This is a genomic window from Microbacterium sp. NPDC056044 (genome assembly GCF_042267145.1).
Taxonomy (GTDB): Bacteria; Actinomycetota; Actinomycetes; order Actinomycetales; family Microbacteriaceae; genus Microbacterium.
Map to the genome: position 1 here is coordinate 203820 of NZ_JBHJWZ010000005.1, position 23075 is coordinate 226894.

Annotated in this window: 24 protein-coding genes; 5 read left to right on the forward strand and 19 right to left on the reverse strand. The window is 67.2% G+C overall.

Features of this window, described 5'->3' with window-relative positions:
• Positions 1-3 precede the first annotated feature (3 nt).
• Genes ACFC1I_RS15780 through ACFC1I_RS15800 form a run of 5 tightly spaced genes read left to right on the forward strand, consistent with a single transcriptional unit; the run spans position 4 to position 4422 of the window.
• Positions 4-714 carry an allophanate hydrolase subunit 1 gene (locus tag ACFC1I_RS15780; RefSeq protein WP_376011333.1) on the forward strand — a complete coding sequence of 237 codons (711 nt, stop codon included), beginning with the start codon at positions 4-6 and terminating at the stop codon, positions 712-714.
• Positions 711-1760, forward strand: a complete 1050-nt coding sequence (locus tag ACFC1I_RS15785; protein WP_376011336.1) for a biotin-dependent carboxyltransferase family protein — start codon at positions 711-713, stop codon at positions 1758-1760. The genes ACFC1I_RS15780 and ACFC1I_RS15785 overlap by 4 nt, the downstream gene beginning before the upstream one ends.
• A 34-nt stretch (positions 1761-1794) precedes the next feature.
• Positions 1795-2616 (forward strand): SDR family oxidoreductase, encoded by an 822-nt coding sequence (locus ACFC1I_RS15790; RefSeq protein ID WP_376011338.1) that lies wholly within the window; start codon positions 1795-1797, stop codon positions 2614-2616.
• Positions 2613-3788 (forward strand): pyridoxal phosphate-dependent aminotransferase, encoded by a 1176-nt coding sequence (locus ACFC1I_RS15795; RefSeq protein ID WP_376011341.1) that lies wholly within the window; start codon positions 2613-2615, stop codon positions 3786-3788. The genes ACFC1I_RS15790 and ACFC1I_RS15795 overlap by 4 nt, the downstream gene beginning before the upstream one ends.
• Before the next feature lie 13 nt (positions 3789-3801).
• Positions 3802-4422: a TetR/AcrR family transcriptional regulator gene (locus tag ACFC1I_RS15800; protein WP_376011344.1), complete on the forward strand. Its 621-nt coding sequence runs from the start codon at positions 3802-3804 to the stop codon at positions 4420-4422.
• Positions 4423-4598: 176 nt separating this feature from the next.
• Here the strand turns inward: ACFC1I_RS15800 and ACFC1I_RS15805 are convergent, their stop codons facing one another.
• The 19 genes from ACFC1I_RS15805 to ACFC1I_RS15895 all read right to left on the reverse strand — a co-directional run bounded on the left by ACFC1I_RS15805 (position 4599) and on the right by ACFC1I_RS15895 (position 23030).
• Positions 4599-4943, reverse strand: coding sequence for an ectoine synthase (locus tag ACFC1I_RS15805; RefSeq protein WP_376011346.1), 345 nt, complete (start codon positions 4941-4943; stop codon positions 4599-4601).
• Positions 4940-5416, reverse strand: a complete 477-nt coding sequence (locus ACFC1I_RS15810; protein WP_376011349.1) for a hypothetical protein — start codon at positions 5414-5416, stop codon at positions 4940-4942. The genes ACFC1I_RS15805 and ACFC1I_RS15810 overlap by 4 nt, the downstream gene beginning before the upstream one ends.
• A 30-nt stretch (positions 5417-5446) precedes the next feature.
• Positions 5447-6745 (reverse strand): ABC transporter substrate-binding protein, encoded by a 1299-nt coding sequence (locus ACFC1I_RS15815; protein ID WP_376011352.1) that lies wholly within the window; start codon positions 6743-6745, stop codon positions 5447-5449.
• Between the two features lie 43 nt (positions 6746-6788).
• Positions 6789-7604: a carbohydrate ABC transporter permease gene (locus ACFC1I_RS15820; protein ID WP_376011355.1), complete on the reverse strand. Its 816-nt coding sequence runs from the start codon at positions 7602-7604 to the stop codon at positions 6789-6791.
• A gap of 90 nt (positions 7605-7694) precedes the next feature.
• Complete coding sequence (locus ACFC1I_RS15825) at positions 7695-8651, reverse strand: carbohydrate ABC transporter permease (RefSeq protein WP_376012089.1); 957 nt, start codon at positions 8649-8651, stop codon at positions 7695-7697.
• A gap of 817 nt (positions 8652-9468) precedes the next feature.
• Positions 9469-9987: a hypothetical protein gene (locus tag ACFC1I_RS15830; protein ID WP_376012092.1), complete on the reverse strand. Its 519-nt coding sequence runs from the start codon at positions 9985-9987 to the stop codon at positions 9469-9471.
• A gap of 72 nt (positions 9988-10059) precedes the next feature.
• Positions 10060-10506 carry a single-stranded DNA-binding protein gene (locus ACFC1I_RS15835; RefSeq protein ID WP_376011357.1) on the reverse strand — a complete coding sequence of 149 codons (447 nt, stop codon included), beginning with the start codon at positions 10504-10506 and terminating at the stop codon, positions 10060-10062.
• A gap of 168 nt (positions 10507-10674) precedes the next feature.
• Positions 10675-12489, reverse strand: a complete 1815-nt coding sequence (locus tag ACFC1I_RS15840; RefSeq protein WP_376011360.1) for a TraM recognition domain-containing protein — start codon at positions 12487-12489, stop codon at positions 10675-10677.
• Between the two features lie 34 nt (positions 12490-12523).
• On the reverse strand, positions 12524-13522 hold the full coding sequence (gene dprA, locus ACFC1I_RS15845; protein ID WP_376011362.1) for a DNA-processing protein DprA: 999 nt from the start codon (positions 13520-13522) through the stop codon (positions 12524-12526).
• 43 nt (positions 13523-13565) lie between these two features.
• Complete coding sequence (locus ACFC1I_RS15850) at positions 13566-15047, reverse strand: ATP-binding protein (protein WP_376011365.1); 1482 nt, start codon at positions 15045-15047, stop codon at positions 13566-13568.
• Positions 15044-15808, reverse strand: coding sequence for a hypothetical protein (locus ACFC1I_RS15855; RefSeq protein WP_376011368.1), 765 nt, complete (start codon positions 15806-15808; stop codon positions 15044-15046). The genes ACFC1I_RS15850 and ACFC1I_RS15855 overlap by 4 nt, the downstream gene beginning before the upstream one ends.
• Positions 15809-15847: 39 nt before the next feature.
• Positions 15848-17311 (reverse strand): SCO6880 family protein, encoded by a 1464-nt coding sequence (locus tag ACFC1I_RS15860; protein WP_376011371.1) that lies wholly within the window; start codon positions 17309-17311, stop codon positions 15848-15850.
• Positions 17308-18621, reverse strand: a complete 1314-nt coding sequence (locus ACFC1I_RS15865; protein ID WP_376012094.1) for a conjugal transfer protein TrbL — start codon at positions 18619-18621, stop codon at positions 17308-17310. Before ACFC1I_RS15865 ends, ACFC1I_RS15860 begins: the two co-directional genes overlap by 4 nt.
• 31 nt (positions 18622-18652) lie before the next feature.
• Positions 18653-18922 carry a DUF6112 family protein gene (locus tag ACFC1I_RS15870; RefSeq protein WP_376011373.1) on the reverse strand — a complete coding sequence of 90 codons (270 nt, stop codon included), beginning with the start codon at positions 18920-18922 and terminating at the stop codon, positions 18653-18655.
• 71 nt (positions 18923-18993) lie between these two features.
• Positions 18994-19269 (reverse strand): DUF6112 family protein, encoded by a 276-nt coding sequence (locus tag ACFC1I_RS15875; protein WP_376011376.1) that lies wholly within the window; start codon positions 19267-19269, stop codon positions 18994-18996.
• On the reverse strand, positions 19266-20429 hold the full coding sequence (locus ACFC1I_RS15880; RefSeq protein ID WP_376011379.1) for a M23 family metallopeptidase: 1164 nt from the start codon (positions 20427-20429) through the stop codon (positions 19266-19268). Before ACFC1I_RS15880 ends, ACFC1I_RS15875 begins: the two co-directional genes overlap by 4 nt.
• Before the next feature lie 4 nt (positions 20430-20433).
• Positions 20434-20862 (reverse strand): hypothetical protein, encoded by a 429-nt coding sequence (locus ACFC1I_RS15885; protein WP_376011382.1) that lies wholly within the window; start codon positions 20860-20862, stop codon positions 20434-20436.
• Positions 20863-21156: 294 nt separating this feature from the next.
• A complete protein-coding gene (locus tag ACFC1I_RS15890; RefSeq protein WP_376011384.1) occupies positions 21157-22212 on the reverse strand; it encodes a ParB N-terminal domain-containing protein in 1056 nt (351 codons plus the stop codon).
• Complete coding sequence (locus ACFC1I_RS15895; RefSeq protein WP_376011386.1) at positions 22209-23030, reverse strand: hypothetical protein; 822 nt, start codon at positions 23028-23030, stop codon at positions 22209-22211. The genes ACFC1I_RS15890 and ACFC1I_RS15895 overlap by 4 nt, the downstream gene beginning before the upstream one ends.
• Positions 23031-23075: the final 45 nt, after the last annotated feature.

Here is a 23075-nt window from a genome sequence, read left to right on the forward strand (position 1 = left end):
ACCATGACTGCTTTTCCCCTCGCGATCGCCGAGTACGGCGACGGTGCGGTCATGGTGACCGTTCGCAGTCACGACGAAGGAGAACGCCGACGGCTGATCGGCGAGTTCCGCGAACGGGTGCTCACCGAGCTGCCGCCCGGCGTGGAGGACATCGTCTCGGGACTGGAGTCGCTGCTGGTCGAATTCGATCCGCTCGCGACCTCGGTCGAGCAGGTGGCCTTCACGCTGGGCGCCCTCGGCAGGATCGAAGACCCGGGCGATGCCGGACGACGGCCGCCGCGCGTCCTCGACGTGCCGATCGTCTTCGATGCCGAGACCGCGCCCGACTTGGAAGACGTGGCCCAGGAGCTCGGCGTGACGCCCGACGAGGTGATCGCGACCCTCGAGCGCTCCACCCTCACGGTCTCGCTTCTCGCGGCCGCGATGGCGCCCATGATGGACGGACTCGACGTGCCGGCGCCGGTGCGCAGGCAGGCGACGCCCCGCACCAACGTGCCGCCCGGGTCCATCATGATCGCCGGACGCAACGCGATCATCCAGCCCTTCCCCGGGCCGACCGGGTGGCGTGTGATCGCCCGTACCCCGCTGCGGATCGTCGACATCGACCGCGTGGAGCCGGTGTCGTTCGCGCCTGGCGACCGACTCGCCTTTCGCCGCATCTCGTCGGCGGAAGCCGCATCCCTCGACGGCCGTTTCCTGGAGGTCGCACCATGACCGAGACCCGTCTCCTCTTCTCCGAGGTGGGCTGGCGCACCACCGTCCAGGACCTCGGACGCACGGCCACCGAACGCCTCGGCGTGCCCCGCGGCGGCGCAGCCGATCAGGGCGCCGCACGCACAGCGAACATCCTCGTCGGCAACCCGCAGGGCGCCCCTCTGATCGAATCGCTCGGGGGCGCGGTCGAGTTCGCCGCCTCCACCGATGTGCTGGTCAGCGCCACCGGATCGGTCGGGAACGTCGAGATGGACGGATGCCGCGTCGAAGGGCGCCAGCCGCTCGCGCTGCCGGCCGGTGCGACGTTCCGGGTGGAGACCGCCGAGTCGGCCGCGCGCTCCTACATCGCGATCGGCGGACTGATCGAGACCCGTCGCTTCCTCGGCAGCGCCGCACCCGATCCCCGGATGGGGTTCGCCCAGGCGCTGACCGCAGGTGCCTCGCTCGACCTCCGCACCGCGGTGACCACGATCCGCCAGCCTCACCTGGGACGCGCGCTCTTCCGGCTTCCCGTTCCGACGCCGGCGAGCGAGGACCACGACTGGGTCGTCGAGATCGTGGACTGCGCCGAGACCGACGATGTCCCCGGCATCCGCGAACTTCTCGCAGAGTCGACCTACACCGTCAACAACCGCTCCGACCACGTCGGCATCCGACTCGACGGCCCCGTGCTGCATCCGTCGCATGTGGGGGAGATCCTCTCCCACGGCGTCCCGATCGGCGCCATCGAGATCCCCCACTCGGACGAACTGATCGTTCTCGGCCGCTATCGCACCCTTACCGCGGGGTACCCGATCGTCGGCTTCGCAACCCGACGTTCGCAGGATCTGGTCGGGCAGGTCCGGCCCGGCCGGGCGTTGCAGTTCCGCTGGGTGGACCGTGCGGTCGGCCGCGCCAGAGCCCTGTCCTTCGAAGCCGACCTCGCGGTCCTGCAGGCGGCTGCGATGAGCGCCTTCGCCTCGCTCGAGCTGCCCGTGGCGGCGACGCGATCGTTGCATTCCCTTGGATCAAATGCGACAGTAGTCTCATACGAGAACGCAATCTGATATCTGAACGATGGAAGCTGAGAGAAGAAGTCGAATGGCAGAACTGGATGGCAAGGTCGCCCTGGTGACGGGCGCGGGTAGCGGAATGGGGCGCGAGACCGCGCTGCTGCTGGCAGCGAGCGGGGCGACCGTGGTGGTCGTGGGCCGCCGCGCAGAGCCGCTCGAGTCGCTCCGCGGCACCATCGCCGATGCCGGTGGACGTGCGATCGTCGAGGTCGCCGACGTCAGCGCCGATGGCGCCGCGGACGACCTGATCGCCCGGGTCGCTGCGCAGGTCGGACCGGTCGACATCCTCGTCAACAACGCCGGCAGCTCGTCCTCGGTCCTCAACCCGCAGTGGATGCCGGAGGAGCAGTGGCGCGCCGTCATCGACGTCAATCTCACGGCTGTCTTCCTCCTCAGCCGGGCCGTGCTGAGCGGCATGCTGGAGCGCGGCGCCGGCACGATCATCACGGTGTCTTCGCTCGCCGCCGCCACCCCCAACCTCCTGGGCGGTGCGGCCTACGGTGCGGCAAAGGCCGGCGTGCGCAACTTCATGACCTTCCTCCACACCACCTTCCGGGGCGAAGGCCTGCGAGCCATCACGGTCCTGCCCGGAGAGGCCGATACCCCGATCCTCGACAACCGGGCGCGGCCACCCCACGCCGAGGAGCGGGCCAACATGGTGCAGCCGATCGACGTCGCTCGAGCCGTCCACCTCGCGGCCACCCTGCCGCAGCGCACCGTGCTGCAGGAGATCGTCGTCGCGCCGACGAAGCAGCGCGACACCTCCGTCGATCTCGAGATCAGCCGCTGGCTCGGCGCGCCGCAGCACCTGCAGCCCGCCACCGCACCCGATGAGGAGACGCGCGCGTGACCATCCAGACCTTCACCACGCGCACCGCCTTCGCGCCGTCTCCCGCGGTCGCGCGAGTCGAAGCCACCTCGCGCCGCGTCCAGCAGCCGCAATCCAGTGCAGACCTGGTCTCGCTGGCCATGGGCGAGCCCGACTTCGACACCCCCGACCGGATCGTCCAGGCCGCGCTGGCCGCGGCATCCCGTGGCCGCACCCACTACGCCCCGCTTGCCGGTGAGCGTGTTCTCCGCGAGCGTCTCGCCGTCGAGATCGGCACGCTCCGGGGCCGCGACGCCGACCCGGCGGACGTCCTGGTCACCCAGGGCGGTACAGCCGGGCTCGCCGCCGCCATCCTCGCGATCGCCGGACCCGGCGACAAGGTCGTCGTCCCCGACCCCACCTATTCGCTGTACGCCGACCTGGTGTCGATGGCCGGCGCCACCGCGGTTCACGTTCCGCTCGCGGATGACCTGCACTGGGACCTCGACGCCCTTCGCGCCGCCCTCGTCGGCGCCCGGCTCTTCGTGTTCTGCAACCCGGGCAACCCCACCGGCATCGTCCACTCGCGCGCTGAGCTCGAAGCGCTCGCCGACATGGTCGACGGCACTGACACGATCGTGCTCGCCGACGAGGCGTACAGCACGCTCACCTTCACGGCCGACCCGTTCACATCGGCGCTGGAGATCCCCGCGCTCGACGGGCGGACGGTCTATTGCCAGACCTTCTCCAAGAGCTACGCCATGACCGGGTGGCGTGTGGGATACCTCTGGGGACCCTCCCAGATCATCGCCGCCGCGACGCGCGTGCACGGAACTTTCAATGGATCGGTCAACACGTTCGTGCAGGACGCGGCTGTGGTGGCACTCGATGAGTGCGCCGCCGACGTGGTGCGCATGCGCGACTCTTACGTCAGGCGGCGCGCGCTGATGCGGGACGCTCTCGCGTCGGTTCCGGGGCTCATGCTGAGCGAGCCCGAGGGCGCCTTCTACTTCTTCCCGCGGTACGACGCCGACCTGTCGTCTGTCGACATGGTCGCGTATCTGCGCGAGCGTGGGGTGGCGGTGCGACCCGGCGCCGAGTTCGGGCCGAGCGGAGAGGGGCGTCTGCGGCTGTCCTATGCCGCCGGCGACAAGGCGATCGTGGCGGGCGTGGAACGCATGGCCGCCGCAATGGCCGCACTACGATCGTCCTGAGCGAAGGGGAGCGATGCGCAGCGATACGGAACGCAACCGCCGGCGGCTGATCAAAGCAGCCGCGTATCTCGTAGCCCGGAAGGGCTCTTCCGTACGCATGATCGATGTCGCGGAGCGAGCCGAGGTGTCGACGGCCACCGCCTACCGCCACTTCGGGTCGGTGGATGAGATCCTCGCCCAGTTCCGGTTCGACGTCGGCCAGCGGCTTCTCGACTTCAGCACCAAGTGCGAGGATCACGGGCTGGTGCGGCTGCAGGCGATCTGCGAGCACTGGGTGCGGCTCGTCGTCAAGCACGGCGGCGCCATGGTCCACACACGTTCCGAGCAGGGCTACCTCGCCCGCCTGCGCGCGTCGACCCAGTACCTGACCGTGCAGGCTGATGCCCTGCTGCCGGCGATCACGGAGGCAGCCGAGGAACTGGGCATCCAGGATCCCGGCGACGAGGCACTCTTCATCTGGAACCTCCTGTTCGATCCCCGCGAGATCTTCGACCTGCTCCGCACCGTCGGGATGACCGAGGAACAGGCGGGTCGCCGACTCTTCGCGGCGTTCTGCGGAGCGATGGTGGGTTGGGATGCCGACAAGTCCGGCCGTCCGGTCGAGCAACGGCTGGGCGCTGTCGCGGTCGACTGATCTGTCGCGGCCCATCGGGAGCCGACGCAACGAACCGTGAACGGCGGTGCATCTTCACGGATGCACCGCTTTTCATCGTCTGTCCGGGCGGGTGCTGCGGTTGCGCGTCGCGCCTCCCGATGGCGCACGCGAAGGGGCGGTGCGTCTTGGCAGACGCACCGCCCCCAGTGCTCGGTCTAGCGGGAAGGGGTGCAGGACACCGCCATCACCAGGCCGGCAGGACCGACGACGTGGTGGTACTCGTGCTCCTTCGGGAGATAGACGGCGTCGCCGGGTCGGAACTGGTGCACCGTGCCGTCGGGCAGCGTCTGGGTCGATCCGCCGTGGAGGCAGTAGAGCACGCTCTCATGCTCGCCGTCACCGCGTGCGACATGCTCGAAGCCGGCGGCGATGCTCGTGATGTGGAAGCTGAAGGACGAGCCCTGCGCCGCCTCGGTGATGAGGCGATGGCTGTACTCGATGCCCGGCTTCAGCTCGGTCGTCTCGACCTCCTCGACCCGGCGCCACGCGATGCCGCTCACAGCCGGACCCCCGCCAGGAAGACATCGCCCGGCTCCCAGCCGACGGCGTCGCCGAAGGGGAGCGCGCCGAACCCGAGCCGGTTCCCGCGCGTGTAGAAGTGCGGGGTCCACCGGCCGCCGTTCGCCTCCTGGTAGACGGTGTTCGACTCTCCCACGAAGCGGCAGGGACCCTCCGGTCCGAGCGCGAGTGCGGCGAACAGGTCGGCGAGGCTTCCCTCGGGGCGCACGAGATCGTCGAGCGCGGCGTCGTCGGTCCATTCGTCCAGCACGAGGAACCGCGCGCTGCGCTCAGGCTGCGCGGCGACGGTGACGCTGCCGAAGAGGCGGAGGAAGTTCGGTCCGACGTAGGTGACCGTGAAGTCGCCGTAGGTGCGGCCGAGCCGCACCGCGTCGCTCACGACGAATTCGGCGGACGCCGGGAGGGTGATGGTGCCTTCTGCGGCGAGGGCGGGACGGGTGGCGGATGCTGTCATCTGCATGTTCCTTTCGGTTGGGCGGTCTGGTCAGCCGAGGATGCGGTCGGCGTCCTTGAACAGGGCGGTGGCTGCCTGCTCGGGCGTCATGCGGCCGTAGGCGACCTCCTGGGAGTAGCGGGCGAGCTCGGCGGCGAACTGCTGGGATGCCTCGGGCACGGTCGGGGACGGCCGCGTCGGGAACTCGAGCTGCTCGTTGAGGTATTCGACGACCTGCTGGTCGCCTTCCGAGAGCAGGGGCAGGATGGCCTCGTTCACGGCCGGTGCCGTCGGCGTGCCCATGCTGATCTTCGTGATCTCGCCGGACTCGGGACTCGTGACCAGGCTGTTCATCAGCTCGGCGACCACGCCCGGTGCCGGCGTGTTCGCGGCCGCGGCGAGCAGGAGCGGCGTGTAGAACCGCCAGTCTTCGGCGGCATCCTTCAGCTCAGGGTAGGAGTGCAGCGCCAACCCGCCATCGCGGAGGTTGCCGGCGGCGGTCAGGTGCGTCGCGCTGGACAGACGGATGGCGGCCTTGCCCGTGGTGAGCAGATCGTTGGTGAGCCCCTGCGTCTCGCTCTCCAGCTGCACGTCCGGAGTCGGGATGACGCCGGCGTCGCGCAGGTCGGCCCAGTACCGCCACCAATCGACCAGGACGTCTTCGTCGAAGCCGAGCTGGCCCTCATCGTCGTACAGCTCCTGATCGTGCTGGCGCACCCACGACTCGAAGCCGCGCTGCGTGGTGCCGACTGTCGGATCGGTCATGCCCCAGTAGCCCTCGCCGGGGCGCGCGAGCTCGGTGGCGAGGTCCGCGAGGTCATCCCAGGTCTCGACATCCCACTCGACTCCCTGCGCGTCGAGCACCGTCTGGTCGACCAGCACACCCTGGCCGTTGAAGTTCGACGGCAGCGCGTACACGCCGTCGCCGTACTCGCCATAAGGCAACCAGCTCTCGCCGATCGCGTCGGTGTCGATCTGCTCGCCGAGGTACGGCGACAGATCCAGGAGAGCTCCGGCGTCGGCGTATCGTCCGAAGTAGGTGTCGGTCACCCAGAACAGGTCGGGGAGGTTCTTGGATGCGGCCGACGTCGTGAGCCGTTCGAAGTAGGGCCCTTGGTCCGCGAACTCCATCGTCGCGGTGACACCCTCCTGGGACTCGGTGAACAGGTCCAACGCCTGCTGGTAGGTGTCGGCGCGTTCGGCGCCGCCCCAGACCGCGACGGTGAGATCGACCTTCTCGGGACGCTCCGGCGTCGCCGCGGGCTGCTGTGGGGACGAGGAACAACCGGCCAGCATCGTCATGGTCAGTGCGCCGGCGCCGATGGCGACGCCGAGTCTGCGAGGGGTCATGTGATTTCCTTTCGTGGGTCGTGCAGGGGTGGGCTGGTGCGGGTCACTTGAGGCCCGTCGTGGCGATGCCGTTGACGAGTTGCTTCTGGGTGAACAGGAAGATGAGGAAGATCGGCAGGAGCGAGAGACACGCCATCGCGAACATCGGTCCCCACTGGGAGGCGCCTTCGGAGTCGAGGAACGCGTTGAGAGCGAGCGGGACGGTGAACTTCTCGCGTGACGGGAGGTAGAGCAGCGGCGTGAGGAAGTCGTTCCACGTCCAGATGAAGGTGAACGCAGCGGTCACAGCGAGGGCCGGCCGCATCAGCGGAAGAATGATGCGCCAGAACACCCCGAACGGTCCGCAGCCGTCGATCGCGGCGGCATCGTCGAGCGACCGCGGCAGCCCCCGGATGAACTGGATCATCAGGAAGATGAAGAACGTGTCGACAGCGAGGAACTTGGGGATCAGCAGCGGCCAGTAGGTGTCCACCATGCCGAGGTTGTTGAACATGATGTACTGCGGCACGAGGATTACCTGGAACGGCAGCATCAGGGTCGCCATCATCGCGACGAACAGCGTCTTCTTGAACCGGAACTCCAGGCGCGCGAACGCGTACGCGGCCAACGTGCACGAGAGCAGGTTGCCGATAACGGAGAGTCCTGCGATGAGAGCCGAGTTCCCAAGGAACAGGGCGAAGGGGAAGCCGATCGCATCCCACCCGCGGGCGTAATTTTCCAGCGTCCACGTGGTCGGCAGGCCCGGCTGGCTGAAGATCTCGGAGGTCGGCTTGAGAGAACTCGACACCATCCACAGCAGCGGATAGATCATCACGACGCCGACGCCGATGATGACGAGGTGGGCGATGAGTCTCCTCATCGTCAGGGCGCGCGAGCGACGTTTGCGCCGAGCGTTTGGCATTGCGGTCTCAGCGGGGTTCGTCGAAGCGGGGGCGAGCGTCGTCATGGGTCAGTCCTCTCCGTAGTGGACCCAGCGGCTGGACGTCGCGAACGCGAGCCAGGTAAACAGGCCGATGATCAGAAGGAGGACCCATGCCATCGCGGAGGCGTACCCCATCTCGAAGTCGCGGAACGCCTTGAGGTACAGGTAGAGCGTGTAGAAGAGGGTCGAGTCGACGGGGCCGCCCGAGCCGCCCGACACGATGTACGCCTGCGTGAAGGTCTGGAAGGCGCCGATCATCTGCAGCACCAGGTTGAAGAAGATCACCGGGCTGATCATCGGGACCGTGATGCGCCAAAACTTCGTCCATCGCCCGGCGCCGTCGACGGCGGCGGCCTCGTACAGTTCGGTCGGAACCTGTCGGAGCCCTGCGAGGAAGATCACCATGGGGGAGCCGAAGGTCCAGACGTTGAGCGTGATCAGCGTGCCGAGCGCGAACTCGGGGGTGCCGATCCAGTTCGGCAGATTCTCGAGCCCGAATGCGCCGAGCACCTGGTTCACCAGGCCGTCGGCGCCGAAGATCTGGCGCCACAGGATCGCCACCGCGACGCTCGAGCCCAGCAGCGAGGGCAGGTAATAGACCGAACGGTAGAACGCGAGGCCCCGGAGGCCCTGGTTCAGGACCATCGCGATCAGCAGGGCGAACGCCAACTGGAGAGGGACCGATACGAGCACGTAGGTGAAGGTGACGCCCATCGATGCCCAGAACCGGGGGTCGTCGGTGAACATCCGCGAGTAGTTCTCGAGACCGACCCACTCCGGATCGCCCAGGAAGCTGTAGTCGGTGAACGACAATACGAACGACGCGACCATCGGGCCGAGCGTGATCGCCAGCATGCCGACGATCCACGGAGCGAGGAACACGTAGGGGGCGAGCGTCCGCCAGGAACGTCGGGGGCGACGCGCGGACGCGCTTCTTATGGGCTGGGCCAGCGTCGCCGTCGGCGTGGCTTCCCGCCGCCGCAGCGATCTGGGCGATTCGAGGGTGCGTTGACTCACTGCGGCTCCTTCGGCGTAACTGCGAAGACACTCCGGTTTGCGAAGAACTTCCGTATTGAGACAGAACTCTCACTTAACTCCGAGCGCGCGTCAAGGGGTTCTCGACTATTGGGGCCGGTGTTTACGAGGTCGTTACACGAAGGCCGTATGACCGCCAGCGATGGGAGCACACTCATCCAGGCGGCACCGGGGTGATGCTCCGGAAGGCAGGGGTGGAATATCCGCCGTCGGAGCGGCGCGAGTCGCGTACGGGGACTCGTCCACCGATGGGTGCACGAGGGATTCGTCGCCACTGATTGAACGGCATCTCGGCCCGGTGCCGCTTGGCTCGGATCGGAAAGCGCGGGCAGTCGGCGACGACGGTGCGATTGCGGTGTTCCGAGACCATGCTGCGGTCAACTCCCACGATGAAGCGCGGTCGACGGTATTGGCTCCTGTCCCACGGAGCGTTGGTCGTCTTGGCCGTCGCCGGCGAGAAACACATGCAGCCGTTTCGCGCCCGTAGCGCGCCCGTGGTTGGCTGGACTGGCGTGGATCCGGGGCGAAGCTGGTTGGACTTCATGTGCGCAGTCCTGCGGAGTGCTGCGCAAAAGCCGAAGCGGATCGGGCTGGAACGAGGCAGATGTCGTGGGACGGAGTTCAAATCCCTCCGTCTGCGCCAGTCATCGTTCTCGCGCGAGGAGCGGTGAGTGCGATCCGGGCACGCCGTGTAACTTCGCCCCTAGCGCGGGGCATCGATCCCAATCCCATCAGGGATCGACCGCAGTTCCCGCTTGACTACGGATCAGAAACTGCTTGGACGCCCTCCCCCGACGTTCGAGTAGAAGAGTCGCACCGCCTCGCGCCTTCGCTCAAGGTCGCCGAGGACGAACATCACGAAGTCCTCGTCACGATCCGGAATGACCATGTCTTCGATGACGTCGGGCGGAGGCTCGCCCGGCCAGGAGGTCTGCCGTGTCGGGCGATCTCTGTCGAGCCGGGTGCCGCACGTGCTCACCCACTCGTGCAGGCGCTCGCGGGCGGAGGCGAAGTCGTGCTGCCAGCCGAGCGGCGCGGATCCGTGCTGCTCGGGGTCGTACGCGCAGAGCCAGTGAAGGTGCAGCGCCGACAGCTCCCAGACCAGCTCTGGATGCCGGTGCCAGAACGGTGGGACGACGGATGCCGGGAGCCCATAAGTTCGGCGCAGCCAGTTCACCCATCGGTTGAGCTCCACCCACTCGACCTCGGCTTCTTCGGCGGTGAGCAGGTTCCAGTTCACCGGGCGAGGTGGCTCTGACCTGGAGGATCCATCGACGTCCTCCATCGACTCACCGCCGAGCCGTGGATCGGGGTAGCCTTCGCCGGAACCTGCGAACCTGGCTGACATCGTGATCGTTCAGAGGCCCAAGGCGCTTGAGACCGCAGCCTTCGGTCCGATCGGGGACGCCCCAAGACTCGGCATTTGCCGTTCAGCTGTGGCCGACCGGCGCGAGCGATCGACGTCGTAGTTCGTGCGGGCGAGGTCGTGGCCGAGCTTCTTGGCCACGAACTCCTCTGCCTCAACGACCTGCCCGTCGCGCTCAATGGGATACGTGCGGGTGTAGCCCTCCGCGACAAAGCTGTCGCCCTTGGCAAAGCGAGTTAGCGCTCGTTCGGCGGTGGCGCGGTAGGCGACCATGTCGTGGAAGGTCGGCTCCATTTCGGTGAAGGTACCATCCGCGTTCCGCCGGAAATGCGGCTGACCGATCCGGACGTAGAGACGGGTGTCTCCGTTCTCCATCGTGGAATGCTGAGGCTCCGAGGCGATGAAGCCGGAGATGGACTGCTGGGTGCGAAGAGCCATCGGGCTGATCCTTGAGTAGGGGCGAACCAGGCGGTCCGCTCTACCCAGAAGGTGCACACGTGGTGCCGTCGAGGACCGAATTCCCGGGCGCTCTCTACTCGGATGGAGGCGTGATCCGCAGCCGAAGCGGGGGCGCCCCGTGCGGGCGGTTCGGACCGAACGCCGCTCCTACTCTGTAGGATCGTCCTCGACTGGCATCTGATCTGCCACGATCACTGGATGCTGTTGCAGCAGCGTCTCGAGCCCTGACCGGTCGGCGAGCAGCACCTTCGCATCCCGCCGGGAGGCCCAGGTCCGAAGCCGCGTGACGATGGGTGGTGCGGCCCGGAACATGACCAGGCCGGTTCCGAAGGGCAGGGTGCGGATGACGTCGGGCGGCATGATGGCGACCCGGCGGATCGATCGCTGCGAGGAGCGGGAGCCGCGCTCACCGACGGTCACCGACTGCGTGGTCTCGTCGCGCTCGCCGATGAGCGTGGAGAGATCCTGGAGGTCGCGCGAGTTCGACGCTCCTCCGAGGATGACCTTCACGATGGAGGCATCCCAGATCGCGCCCGCGGCATTGTCGCTCCACTTCGAGCGGGCTTGAGTCAGCGATTGGAGCACCGGCATCGTGGTGATTCCGGTGCCGCCGCCTTCGGCCATGAGCGTCGGCAGAGATGGGAGCGGGGCGAGGTTTCCGATCTCGTCGAGGGCGAGAAGGAGCGGAGGGTCGAGTCGGGCTCCGGGGTTTCGGGCGGCGATCCGTCGCGCCGATTCGACGACATCCTCGACGAACGCGGCGACGAGGGCCGCCGAGTTGTTGGCGCCGGCACCGGTGGCCAGGAGGTAGAGGGTGCCGTTACTACGGAGAAAGGACTCTGGGTCGAACGCTTCGCCCTCGGCCGGCGACACGGCGGCGAGCACACGGGGATCGGCGAGCGCGCCGAGTGCGAGCGAGACCCCCTGCCAGATGGAGTCGCGGGTTCTGGGATCGGACTCGAGCATCGCCTGCAGAGAGTCAGCCCACCCCGTCGCCGCGCGGGCGTGGTTGATCAATATGGCGACGGCGTCGGATGCGGCCGCGGGGTCGAGCGTCCAGCGGAAGAGTTCACTGGGTGGTCGTTGCGCGAGTGCGGCTGCGTGAAGGAGAGACTGCAGGGCGGTACGGGTCTTCGCCTCCCAGAACCCGCCGGACTCGACTCCGCCGGCGGCGAGGCCGGTGCCGGCGGCGAGTCCGGTGGCGCGGATCATGGCGGTGAGCGGGTTCTCGCAGCCTCGGATCGGAGACCATCGCAGCCCCGCCGGAACCCCATAGGCGAGCTGCTGCGGATCGAACACCGCGACCGGACCCAGTCGTTCGCGTGCGCGGAGTGTGGCGGTGAGATTGTCCGGGCGGGTGGAGGTGGTGACAACGGGGCCGGGCGCATCGAGGATCGCGTTAATGACGATGTGGGCGCCCTTGCCAGATCGCGGCGGGCCGATGACAAGAATCGAGTCCTCAACGCTCGCCCAGACCGCGGCCGACCATGCGTGGCCTATGAGGTAGCCGACGTCCGTCGCTTTCGCCTTCATCACGGATGGCCGCAGGTGGGCAGCGCGGTGCATGAGCGCCGTTCGTGACGCGGCCTTCGCGACGTCGGCGCGGCCCGCGATTCCCTCGATGCGGTGCGGGTCGGCGGCTCTGCGAGTTCTTCCGCGTACGAGTCGCCAGATCAGGATGCTGATGCCGACCGCTGCGGCGATGAGCAGGCTTGCGCACATCCAGTAGGCAACCGGATCAAGGCTCGGCGCTTTCAGAGCGAAGCTGGGGTCGCCGGGGTTGAGCAGCACAGCCAGCCCCGCCTCAATCCCGCCGGCGGGCTGGCTCAGGCCGGTCAGCCAGGCGGCGGCCGAGCCTGCACCGCGAAGCAGGGCCGCGAGGACGGCGCCGGCGATGAGTACACCGAGGCCGAGGTTTGTGAGCTCGTCGCCGTAGCTGACCGACGCCTTCGGAGTCCTCATGGTCTCGTCCTACTAATGCGGGGTTCGAGTGCGGTCACAGGCTGGGGTCCGTCTCGATGCGAAGCGGGCGACGGGTCGCTGCCGCGAAGTTGAACGGCCGGTCGGGCCCAGTGCTATTGGTGGAGTCCAGGAGGTCGATGGCGTCGCGGGCGTCGGTGACGATGGTCGCGGTTCCTTCCTGAAGCAATCGGTGGCAGCCGGCGCTGGCAGGGCTCGTGATGGGTCCGGGGACGGCGCCGATCGGCTTTCCGAGAGCGTGTGCCTGGCTGGCGACGTTGAGTGATCCCGAGCGGTAGCCTGCTTCGACGACGACAGTGGCGCCAGTGAGGGCAGCGAGGATGCGGTTGCGCTGGAGGAACCGCCAGCGTGTGGGGGCAGAGCCCGGCGGCAGTTCGCTGACGAGCAGTCCGCCGGAGTCATGGATACGCTCGAACAGCTGTTGATTGCCGACCGGGTACGCGCGGTCGAGACCGGTCGCGAGGACGGCGACGGTCGAGCCGGGATGTGCCATCGTGGCGGCGCGGTGGGCGGCGCCGTCGATGCCATAGGCGCCGCCCGAGTAGACGATCCGCCCTTGGGAGGCGAGGTCGGCCGCGAGTTCCATCGTGATGTGTTCGCCGTAGCTTGTCGCGGCGCGGGCGCCGACAAGAGTGATGCGGCTCGCGGTGACGCCTTCGAGGCGGCTGGTCTGTCCGCTAAGCCAGAGGGCGAGTGGTGCCTGGGACCCCAGTTGCTGCAGTTCGGCCGGCCAGGCGAGATCCTCGATCGTGAGCATCGTAAGCGCGCGTCGTTCCATCTCGTCGCGGATGCGGTCTACCTGGCCCGGGTCGAGCCGCGGCGCCAGCCTTCGCCGCCAGAGGCTTCCCTCGGCGGTATCGATCGGTGTGGGCAGCGGTGATTCTGACGTGATGAGCGCGAGGGTCTCGACCGCGCCGACGCGAGCAATGAGGGTGCCGGTGACTGTGTCGCCGGGTTCGGACGCCGCCGCCAGACTGATACGGGCGAGGCGGTCTTCGGAGAACGGGTGGGACATTGTTCCTCCTTGTGTCAGGCAGGAGCGTCGGGTGCGCCTGCGGTCAGGCCGCCGTCATACGGGCGGTGGTGTCGAAGACCGCGAGTTCGTCAGGATGCAGTTGATGCTGGACGACGAAGCTGCGATCTTTGACTCGCCAGAGGCCCTGGCCGGTGCCGAGCGTCGGCAGCAAGTTCATCTCGGTGCGGGTTAGACCGAGCGCGGTGGCGGTGGCTCCGAGCTGATCGGGTTCCTGCCGGTACACGATGCGGGTCTCGGCGTTGGCGAGAAGGGACGAAGCGAGGGCGCGCATCGCGGAGCCGGAGTCGCCCACGTTGTCGAGGTCGGACAACTTGTGGAAGACGAGCATGTTTGCGATGCCGAAGTGTCGTGCCAGGCGCCATTGGGCATCCATCCGGCGCAGCAACGCGGGATACGCCATCAAGCGCCAGGCTTCGTCGTAGATGACCCAGCGCTGCCCGCCGCTCGGATCAGCCAACGCAGACTCCATCCATGCGGACGAGCAGGTCATGAGGGCGGAGACGAGGGTGGAGTTCTCTGCGACGCGGGAGAGGTCGAGGGAGACCATCGGCAGGGAGGGATCGAAGCGAACGGTCGACGGACCGTCGAACAGCCCCGCCAAGTCGCCCGCCACGAGTCGACGCAGTGCATGTCCGACGAGTCGGCCGTCCTCTGCAAGCCGGGGCTCGTGGTCCGCTGCGCTGGCAGGGGAGAGGATGCGGTCGACGACCATAGGGAGGATCGGCACGTCGGCGCTGCGCACGACGTCCGTGAGGGCGAGGTCAATCGCGGTGTGCTCGAGCGGGGTGAGGGAGCGCTCGAGCACGGTCTCGGCGAGCGCGCCGATCAGATCTCGGCGTCGAGCGGCGACCTGTGCTGACCACTCCGAGTCGGACACTGCGGAGGCCCGGTGACCTTCGTCGAGAGGGTTGAGACGGTTGCGGAGCCCGTGGCCCAGGATGATTGCACGACCGCCGACAGCTTCCGCGACAGCGGTGTGCTCACCTTTCGGATCACCGGGGACGTAGACGCGGCGCCCGAACGGGAGGGAGCGGGTGTAGAGCGACTTGGCGAGAGATGACTTCCCGGACCCGACTATCCCGGCGAGCACGACGTTCGGCGCCGTGATGAGGCCGCGCTGGTAGAGCACCCAAGGGTCATACACGAAGGACCCGCCGGAGTAGAGGTCCTGGCCGACGAAGACGCCGGCTGAACCCAGGCCGGCTTCGGCGAGGAACGGGTAATGGCCGGCGAGGGTCGCGGACGTGTCCTGATGCTTGGGTAGGCGAAGGCGGCCCGGGGTCCGCAGTGCCACCGGCCCCGGCTCACCCGCAGCAGGAAGATAGGCTGCCGCCCGGGCTTGGGCACGCTCGGTGGCCCACCGTTCCTTCGACTCGAGGGCGTGAATCTTTCGAGCGTCAGCCTGGATCCGAGCTGCGGCGCGCTCGCGGCCGCGGCGCTGATGGCGAACTTCGCCGTGCGGGTTGATCAGCGTGCTGGCGTGCAGCTGTTCCTCCTCCTTCATAATGAGACGCTCCTTGCGACCGCCCGGCTGCCGCTTCGACGCGACGGCATCCACCTCGAAACCGCGAACGCAGGTGCCGAGGCCGCTGGGGCTTCGATCTCTGGCGACGCCCCAACGACGTCGTCCGCACTGGAAGGGAAATGACGCAGGAGAGAGACGTACCTCAGGGTCGGGTTATGGATGAGCGCGTAACCGGATGCTCGGTCTTCGGATACCCGGTCGGTCGGGCAGTTGGGGATCCCCTCATAGACGTACCCGTTGGCGAGGGCGGCCTCCGTCGTTTCGTCGCCGTAGTCCCACTGCGCGAGGTGGCGGATCGCTGCCTTGGTCCCTGACCGCCTGAGGATATGGAGTGTCTCGTCAACGTCGGTACCTTGCTGGAATACGACGTTCACCCATCGCTCGCTCCTCCCCAAGGGAACCCATGCGATGTGGCCGGATTCCTGGGAAGCCAGGTCGGCGGCCCTCCCGGCTGCGTCGAGGAGCTCGCGGGCTCGCACCAGCGCCCACGTGGCGCCGTCCGCCTCGTGCGCGCCCAGGACTGCGTCACCGTCATCTGTGCGTGCACGACCACGGTGATGCATGTGCGCGTGAGCGAGTTGGTCGGCGACCTGAACGAGCGCGCGGAGCGATCCGAGGAGTTCACCGGTGATCGGGTAGAGGTCGGCGGGGTCGTCGATGGCGATCGTCGCTTTGGCGAGATCCTTCATCGCGCTCGAGGCGGTGGCCGCGACGTGGCGGGTTGTCTCTGGAGGTTCCATGACGTTCTCCAATCACTTCTTTGAGGCAGGGAAGCCGGCTCATGTGGGCCGGCACAGGGGGAGCGCGGCGGCAGCGAATGCTTGTGCCTGCTGACCGACCAGCCGACGGGTTTCGCAGGACGCTTGGATCGCGGCCTGCTCGACGGTGGCGACCGCGGCGTCGAGTTCCCCTTGGCTCGGAGCGGAGATGCTGATCAGTCCAATGGTTCGCAGTACGCCATGGCCCGCGGTCAGGTCGGCTTCCTGTTGCAGGACGTCTTCGAACTCAGCCGTCGCGGCGGCATCCTCGGTCTGTCCGATGCGCTGGCGTTGGTGGGCGTCGCTGAGAAGCTCCGTCTTCTTTCGGCGGATGTCGCGCGCGGCGCGATCCGACCGCACAGGGATGTAGTGAATGGACAGGCTTCGCAGCACACCGTTGGACAGCACGATGGGCGAGAGGAACCCGGGGTACACCTGCGACCGCGGCCACTCGCTGATCCACAGAACGACGTGGTGCGCCGTGTCGCTGCGCAGCCGGTCCCAGCTTTCGACGACGGCAACGGGGCCTGCGTCGGCAAGCGATCTTCCGATTGACGGATGCCGGTCGAGGCTGAGACTGCTCGCCGGATCGTATGCCGACCTCAGTACCGCGGCGAGCTGGCCCGGACCAAGCCACTCTCCGACTGCAAGATCTGCGGCGCGAAGCGCTGCGGTCAGAGCGGCCATCTCTTGGCGGAGGATGCTAGCAGATCCGCGCATCCCTCCACCGGCGGCGCGGATCGGTCTGGTCGCTGCCTGGAGGTCGAGGGCGATGGTGATCGTCGTCGAGTGACGCTCGCCTGCTGGGCCCGCGCGTTCAATGAGCTCCCGATAGGTCGACGCGGCCCAGCCGGCGTCGTCCACACCGTGCCGATCCCACCACTCGTCGAGCCCAGTACCCGAATCGAGCAGCGTCCGCTCGGATACCTGCAATCGCGCGATTCGCCCGGACCGGCATGCGCCCGCGAGCACGCGACCCCACCCCGTGACCCGCCGATGCTGTTCCGCGGGGTCCAGCAGTGCGAAAGCGGGATGCGACACCGTGAGCACTGCGGTGAGGGTCTGCACGTGCGGGTCGTGGATCATCACCGCACCGGACTCGGCGTCGACCCATTCTCGGAGACACGCGGCGTCGCCTGGGAGGGCGAGGGTGCCTGCCGGGCGGGGTCGCTCGATCCGCTTGCGATAGGTGAGCTGTCCGGAAAGCACGCGCCGACACCACAGGGCGATAGTCGGCGTCCACTCGACGACCTTTCGACCGCCAACTGGGACGGCCGAAGCAACCGTTGCCGAGACCCAGATCGGCGCTGTCCACATGACGGCGTCGGCTCCCGAGATGTAGAGCGCGACGACGATCGTGAGTAGCGCGATGGCGACGCCGATGAGCTGTGGAAGGGAAAGGCCGAGCAGGATGCCGCGGCGAGTGAGCCGCGAGAACTGGACGGGCACGGGTTGGAAGCTCGAACCCTGTTCCTGTCGGGTCATGGTCGCATCTCTCCTTGTCGCGGCGGAACTCTCACTGGTGGCCGGGGTGCCGAGTTGTGGTGCCCCGGCGCCGCGACTCCGGGCGGAGCCTCACGCACACGACCGACGCCGCGCGGGTTCTGCGAGGTCGGACCCGAGCTGCTGGCATCCTGACCCTGAGCTGTGGCGGCCCCCGAGATGGCGCCACCTGCCTTCGGTCCCGCTGTCGCCGTGTCGTGGACGACAGCTGCACCTGCCGCGATGCCGGCTCCCACTGCCCCCGCCGAGGAGGCTCCCGCACCAGCTGAACCGCCCGCGCCGGCTGCGGTTCCGCCCGGCGTCGCGGCGCCTCTCCTTCCGGTGGCGCTGAGGATCTGAGCTGCGTTGCCCGCCATCGGTCCTGTCGGTACCGGAACGGGTCGGTTGAGGGAGGACTTGGCCTCTTGCTCGCTCGACATCGCGTGGTACATGTCGAAGCCCACGAAGCTGATGAACTTGTAAGTGATGTACGGCGCAAAAGCGGCGATGAACATCAGCACGATCCCCGCGATCGGATCGCTGATCGAGGCCAGATCCGCATCGATAGGGGCCGCGACCTGAGCCACCGCGACCAGGAAGATGACGACCAGCACGAGCTTCGAGAGGATCAGCGCGACGACGAACGCAGTCCACTTTCCGAACCATCCCTTCGTCGCATCCCAGGTCGAACCCGCCAGGGCGATTGGGCCGAACACGATAGCGACGAGCAGGAGTGCCTTTCGGATGAGGAGCGAGAACCAGACGATTGCTGCCGCGCTGATTGCGAGTCCCGCCAGGAAGATCGTGACGATCGCGCCCACTCCGGGAGTCGCGATGTTGAGGGTGGCGAGGCCCGCGACGAGCAGGGCGATGCGTTCCCCGATGCCGGACATCGTGTTTCCTGTCGCGTGAACGATGCCGATCGCGAGCTGGTCGGTCACCTCCAGCAGCAGACCGGTGAGCGATATCACGATGAACGAGCCCAGGATCGATTTGCCCAGGCCGATCCCTGCTCGCGAGAGCGCACTGGGGTCGCGCCGGATGAGTCCAGAGATGAGCTGGAAGCAGAAGAAGATGAGCGTGACGAAGACGGCGACCCCGAACAGCACGTTGAACACGTCGACGTATCCAGGCGCCTTCACATCGACGAGCGTTGTGCTGTCGAACGCGCTCCAGACTGCCTCGAACAGCCATGCAGCGGCCGACCCCATCGCAAAGGCAAGCCAGTCGAAGGGAGCTGTGATGAGGGATGCTGTGCCCTCGCCCACCGCATCGCACACGGTGGCGACGATCGGCACATCGCAGACGCTCATGGCACTCGGCCTCGGTTGCGCGCAGCGCTGGTCAGACGGTCTGACCGACACCCCAGAAGAAGTTGACGAGGGTGACGGCGGCACCGCAGACGATCGCCGCGCCACATGAGACGAGGACGCCGAGCTTGCCCCGCGAGGAGAGATGGGGGTTTGACGAGTTGGCGCCGAACCCCCAGGCAATCGCCGCGACGATAAGCGCGAGCACGCTCAGGATGAGGCCGATCGTCATCACCGCGCCGACGATGACGCGCAGCTGCTCGATGCCTGGAAGACCTGTTGCGTTCGGGTCGATGTCGATCACGGGGTGCTCCTCGCCGCTCGGAGTGGTGTCGAAGGGAAGGAGCGCCAACCCTGCCGCCGGTGGCGAGGTGACTAAAGGCCCGCCCCGACGCCGAGCAAGAAGTTGACGAGAGCGACAGCCGCACCGGCAAGTACCGCTGTGCCGCATGCGAGCCACACGCCGAGTCGTGCCCGCGCGGCGGTCTGAAAGTGCCCGTACCCGGTCGCCAGCGCCCATGTCACGGCACACACGATCAGCACGAGTACCGATGCGATGAGCGCGAACATCATCAAGGCGCCGACGATGTCGCGAAGCTGGGCGGCGCCGCCGCCGACGGCACCGAAGTCAGGGAAGACATTGGTTCTCATGGTGCGGTCGTGACGCAATCTGCTGGGACGACCGTCCCGCCGGACTCACCTTCTGCCTGGTGTTTGGCGAGCCATTCGACGGCGTTCACTGGGGGATGCGCCGGGCCACCTGGGTGAATCTCGAGGTGAAGGTGAGTGCCCGACGAGCGTCCCGATGACCCGACGTCACCGATGTGTTGACCGGCAGTGACGGTGCTGCCGGCAGCAACGTTGATGCCGTGATCCCTCATGTGGGCGTAGAAAGACGCGACGCGTTCGCCGTCGACGGTGTGCTCGACGATGATCAAGTTTCCAAACCCGCCGCGGCGACCCGCGAACGTGACCACGCCGTCGGCAATCGCGAGGATCGGAGTGCCACCTGCGGCGGCGAGGTCGCTGCCTTCATGGAACTTTCGCCCGCCCGTGAACGGGTCGGTGCGCCATCCGTAGCTCGAGGTGTCGGTGTACGTGCCAGACGGAAGCGGAAACACAATTCGTGTCGTCTCCGGGACGCGCACTCCATCCTGTTTGCCGGTCGGTGACGGTCTTGCGCTGAGTGCGTCAAGGATCGCCTCGGCGACGGGCTGATAGTTCTGATAGCGGTCGGGAAACGCGCTGACCTCGACCCGCTGCGCGGCGACGCCGGGGTCGAGCGACTGCCAGCCAGTGATGTCGATGAGCCCGCGCGGCGACCCTCCGTTGGGTCCTGAGGGGCCGCCGAAGAAGGCGCGCGCTTGGTAAGACGCATCCATCAGTTCGACGACAGAACCCCACCCCGATGCAGGTCGCATTTGGAAGAGTCCCAGCGAATCGTGGTCCGAGCCGTCGCCGTCGTTGGGGTACGTTACCGACTCCGGATAGGCGACCGCGTTCGACAGCATCCGAAGCGTCGACTCGGTCAGAGCCGCCATCAACGCAATGACCACTCCGGGGCGGCCGACGCCCACGGTCTGAGCGCCGATTGTCATGATCGTGGCGGCGTGGCTGAGCTGCTGCCTGTTGAGAGTGATCGAGTGACCGTCGCGCGTCCGCGCCGTCAGTGACTCCGGAATCGGTCCGACGACCAAGCTGTTTGCCGAGCAAGACGTGAGCGCCGGGCTGAGAAGCGTCGCGACCACGATCAACCCGAACGACGGGAGCATGAGTACGACGACGAGAAGGCTGCCGACAAGCTTCGACATCGTGTTACTCGAGCGGCTCGTTCAAGCGGGACAGACGCATAAGACTGCAATCGCCCTCGCGCGGGCAGGCCAAGAAGATAGTGAACGTGACTTCGCTGGATGTTGTTGCGATCACAGCCTCATCCCAGATCCCTTCGCGATGCCGCACGCCGCTGATCGTGTACGCGATCGCCCCTGGAGGCAGCTGGCCGGGGGCTGCCTGCGCGACGGCCGTCGCCCACGCTTCCGGAACCTCTGCGGAACGAATCGCGAGCCACTGCCGTGTTCCGTAGAGCTTGAGTTGCTCCCACTGTTCGATGGAGGGCAGGTACGTGCGGACGTCTGAGGCGAGTCCCGCGGCCTCCTCCGGATCAGCGACGTCGATGAGTGCCTGAGCCCAGTCCGCCGGCCCTGTCGAGCCGCGTGTATCCCAGCGGAACAGCGTGAGCGCCACGGTGCGAGCGAAAGTCGCTGCGCTGGTATTCGCGGTTGGAGTCTTTGGTTCGCCGATCGCTGGCGCGGCGGGTGCGGTCCTTCCGCTTGAAGTCGGCGAAGACGCTGTCCGAGCGGACGCTGGTCCTTGGAGGAGCCCGTACACACCGACTGCGATCAAGAGAGCCAGGATGCCGGCGCCGACCATCACCATCGCGATGAACATCCGGCGCCGGCGCTGAGCGTGCATGAGATGTCCCGTCCAGTCGATTCAGCTGTCGACGAAGAGGTGTGCGCGGCCTGCCTCGGCTCGAGATCAGCTCGCGCGTTGCGACGTCGCGGGGGGTTCGTCGCGCAGCTCGCGGACCCGATCCGCGAAGCGCAGACTGCCTTCGAGGGTTGTCTCGAAGCGGTGCCACTCATCTCTCGTGAGACCGGCAGCGATGACAGACGGGTCGAAATCCTCCCACCAGTCCACGAGGTCACCCCAGGTGAAGACGAAACGCTTGAGCTCAGCTGCTGAGGCTCGCTGAGGAGTGTTGGTCGATGCGTTGGGTCGCTGTGACCGGCCCAGTGCTCTCACGGCGAACTGTTTTGGGTCTTCACCCCACGACGGCTCCACGCCGGCGCGAATCTTCGCCGCTGCATGGACAGCAGCTCCTTGCGCTTCAGAGGATTCGACGGCCGAGTGGGCAATCCCATCGAGTTCGGTGAGGACCTGGTCCTGACTCACCCGACGGAAGGCCGGGAGCACAGGTGCGCCATCCTCGACCGCATCGAGCTCCTCCTGTGCGTGGTGGCGCACCTCAGCAGGGAGCGATGGGTCGTCGGCGATGTCCTGCAGTCGACCGATTCGCTCCAGCGTTGTGAACGACCGACGACCGGTGACGAGCAGCGCGGCCCGGGTTCTGGTGTCGCCATCATTCCTTTTCGACGGTGCCGTTAGCGTAACGGCGCCGTCAGGCGGAACGGGCTTCTCTGTAGTGCTGAAACGGGATGCGATCTGGCGCCGCGCAGCCTCCTCTGCGAGAAGTGCCTTGCACTCGCGATACAGCGCGACCGCCTCGGTCGGCGACAGCGGCTTGTGCAGGGCATTCTCATCCTGCTCGGCAAGCACCTGAGTCAGCCGGTCGGAGATGCCGGCTCGTACCCAGACACTGACCTTGCGGACGCCGAGTTGGCGGAGGGCGGCGAGTCGGCGTGCGCCGCAGACGAGAACCCCTTCGGGGGTGACCGTGATGGGCTGCAGCAGTCCTTGCCGCTCGATCGATTCGGCCAGAGTGTCGATGTCACCGAGGTCGGCGCGGTGCCGCGACCCGACGCGGATGGAGTCGACGGACCGATCGAGCTCGATGTGCCCCTGCTGATTCATGGTCGTCGGCAGGGCACGTTCTCAAGAAGCCCGGAAAGCAGGCGATCGTCATGGAGCAGTGACTCCAGGGATTCACCGATGAGGAGACGGAGCAGGATGCCGCGGCCCACCGCTGTGTGCTCCTGCACTGGGTCAGGGCTGCCGAGCAGCGTACGGAGCATCGCACGCCAGGCCGTCTGCGGAACATCGAGCAGTGCTCGAGCCGCGTGGTCTCGGCGGAGCTGCTCGAAAGCAGTTGCGCGTGAGGTGGCGTCAGCGAGTCGTACGCACACGTATTCGACGCCGGCGCGAGCGATGTCCGCCGGCCAGCCCACCAGCGCAAAGAGCGCGATCGCGTCTTCCATCGCTGATTCGACCGCGGCTGACTCCTCCGGCGCGTCGAAGTCGGGTGGTTGAACTCGGAACGCGGGGTGGTAGTCGACCAGGGCGTTCTCTCGATCGCTGAATCGCTCGGCGTCGTGGAATACCGAGTAGCGGGGCCGTCGCGCCTGGTGGACGGAACACATCAGTCCGCGCGCCCGTTCCTCGGCGATGCACGTGACCTGCACCGCACGTGTCACGATGGCCCACGGGTCTTCCGCACGCCGAGTCGACGTTGCCCGCATAGCATCGAACGCTGCAGCGGCAGCCTCCCACGGGTCAAGCCCGTGCTTGCGAGCGAGGGCGGCGTATCGGGATGCCGCGTAGCTCATGAGGTCGGCGACCTCACGGTCCGATTGCCACGCCGTGCCGTCCGCAGTGTCCATGCGATCGAGTACCGCTCGAAGACCTTCCGAGTCTTTGAAAGTGACGTTCTTGGCGTGACTTGCTTCCGACATGCGAGCACCTCCTGGCTGAGAGGTGCGCACGCCGTGCAATTCGTC

What these genes read in the sequence shown, in the direction of transcription:
- ACFC1I_RS15895 (WP_376011386.1), bottom strand. Translation starts at nt 23,030, where the DNA reads ATGTCGGAAGCAAGTCACGCCAAGAACGTCACTTTCAAAGACTCGGAA.
- ACFC1I_RS15855 (WP_376011368.1), bottom strand. Translation starts at nt 15,808, where the DNA reads ATGGAACCTCCAGAGACAACCCGCCACGTCGCGGCCACCGCCTCGAGC.
- ACFC1I_RS15820 (WP_376011355.1), bottom strand. Translation starts at nt 7,604, where the DNA reads ATGAGGAGACTCATCGCCCACCTCGTCATCATCGGCGTCGGCGTCGTG.
- ACFC1I_RS15810 (WP_376011349.1), bottom strand. Translation starts at nt 5,416, where the DNA reads ATGACAGCATCCGCCACCCGTCCCGCCCTCGCCGCAGAAGGCACCATC.
- dprA (WP_376011362.1), bottom strand. Translation starts at nt 13,522, where the DNA reads ATGTCCCACCCGTTCTCCGAAGACCGCCTCGCCCGTATCAGTCTGGCG.
- ACFC1I_RS15865 (WP_376012094.1), bottom strand. Translation starts at nt 18,621, where the DNA reads ATGAGCGTCTGCGATGTGCCGATCGTCGCCACCGTGTGCGATGCGGTG.
- ACFC1I_RS15880 (WP_376011379.1), bottom strand. Translation starts at nt 20,429, where the DNA reads ATGTCGAAGCTTGTCGGCAGCCTTCTCGTCGTCGTACTCATGCTCCCG.
- ACFC1I_RS15835 (WP_376011357.1), bottom strand. Translation starts at nt 10,506, where the DNA reads ATGGCTCTTCGCACCCAGCAGTCCATCTCCGGCTTCATCGCCTCGGAG.
- ACFC1I_RS15815 (WP_376011352.1), bottom strand. Translation starts at nt 6,745, where the DNA reads ATGACCCCTCGCAGACTCGGCGTCGCCATCGGCGCCGGCGCACTGACC.
- ACFC1I_RS15785 (WP_376011336.1), top strand. Translation starts at nt 711, where the DNA reads ATGACCGAGACCCGTCTCCTCTTCTCCGAGGTGGGCTGGCGCACCACC.
- ACFC1I_RS15850 (WP_376011365.1), bottom strand. Translation starts at nt 15,047, where the DNA reads ATGAAGGAGGAGGAACAGCTGCACGCCAGCACGCTGATCAACCCGCAC.
- ACFC1I_RS15780 (WP_376011333.1), top strand. Translation starts at nt 4, where the DNA reads ATGACTGCTTTTCCCCTCGCGATCGCCGAGTACGGCGACGGTGCGGTC.
- ACFC1I_RS15830 (WP_376012092.1), bottom strand. Translation starts at nt 9,987, where the DNA reads ATGGAGGACGTCGATGGATCCTCCAGGTCAGAGCCACCTCGCCCGGTG.
- ACFC1I_RS15840 (WP_376011360.1), bottom strand. Translation starts at nt 12,489, where the DNA reads ATGAGGACTCCGAAGGCGTCGGTCAGCTACGGCGACGAGCTCACAAAC.
- ACFC1I_RS15860 (WP_376011371.1), bottom strand. Translation starts at nt 17,311, where the DNA reads ATGACCCGACAGGAACAGGGTTCGAGCTTCCAACCCGTGCCCGTCCAG.
- ACFC1I_RS15890 (WP_376011384.1), bottom strand. Translation starts at nt 22,212, where the DNA reads ATGAATCAGCAGGGGCACATCGAGCTCGATCGGTCCGTCGACTCCATC.
- ACFC1I_RS15790 (WP_376011338.1), top strand. Translation starts at nt 1,795, where the DNA reads ATGGCAGAACTGGATGGCAAGGTCGCCCTGGTGACGGGCGCGGGTAGC.
- ACFC1I_RS15875 (WP_376011376.1), bottom strand. Translation starts at nt 19,269, where the DNA reads ATGAGAACCAATGTCTTCCCTGACTTCGGTGCCGTCGGCGGCGGCGCC.
- ACFC1I_RS15800 (WP_376011344.1), top strand. Translation starts at nt 3,802, where the DNA reads ATGCGCAGCGATACGGAACGCAACCGCCGGCGGCTGATCAAAGCAGCC.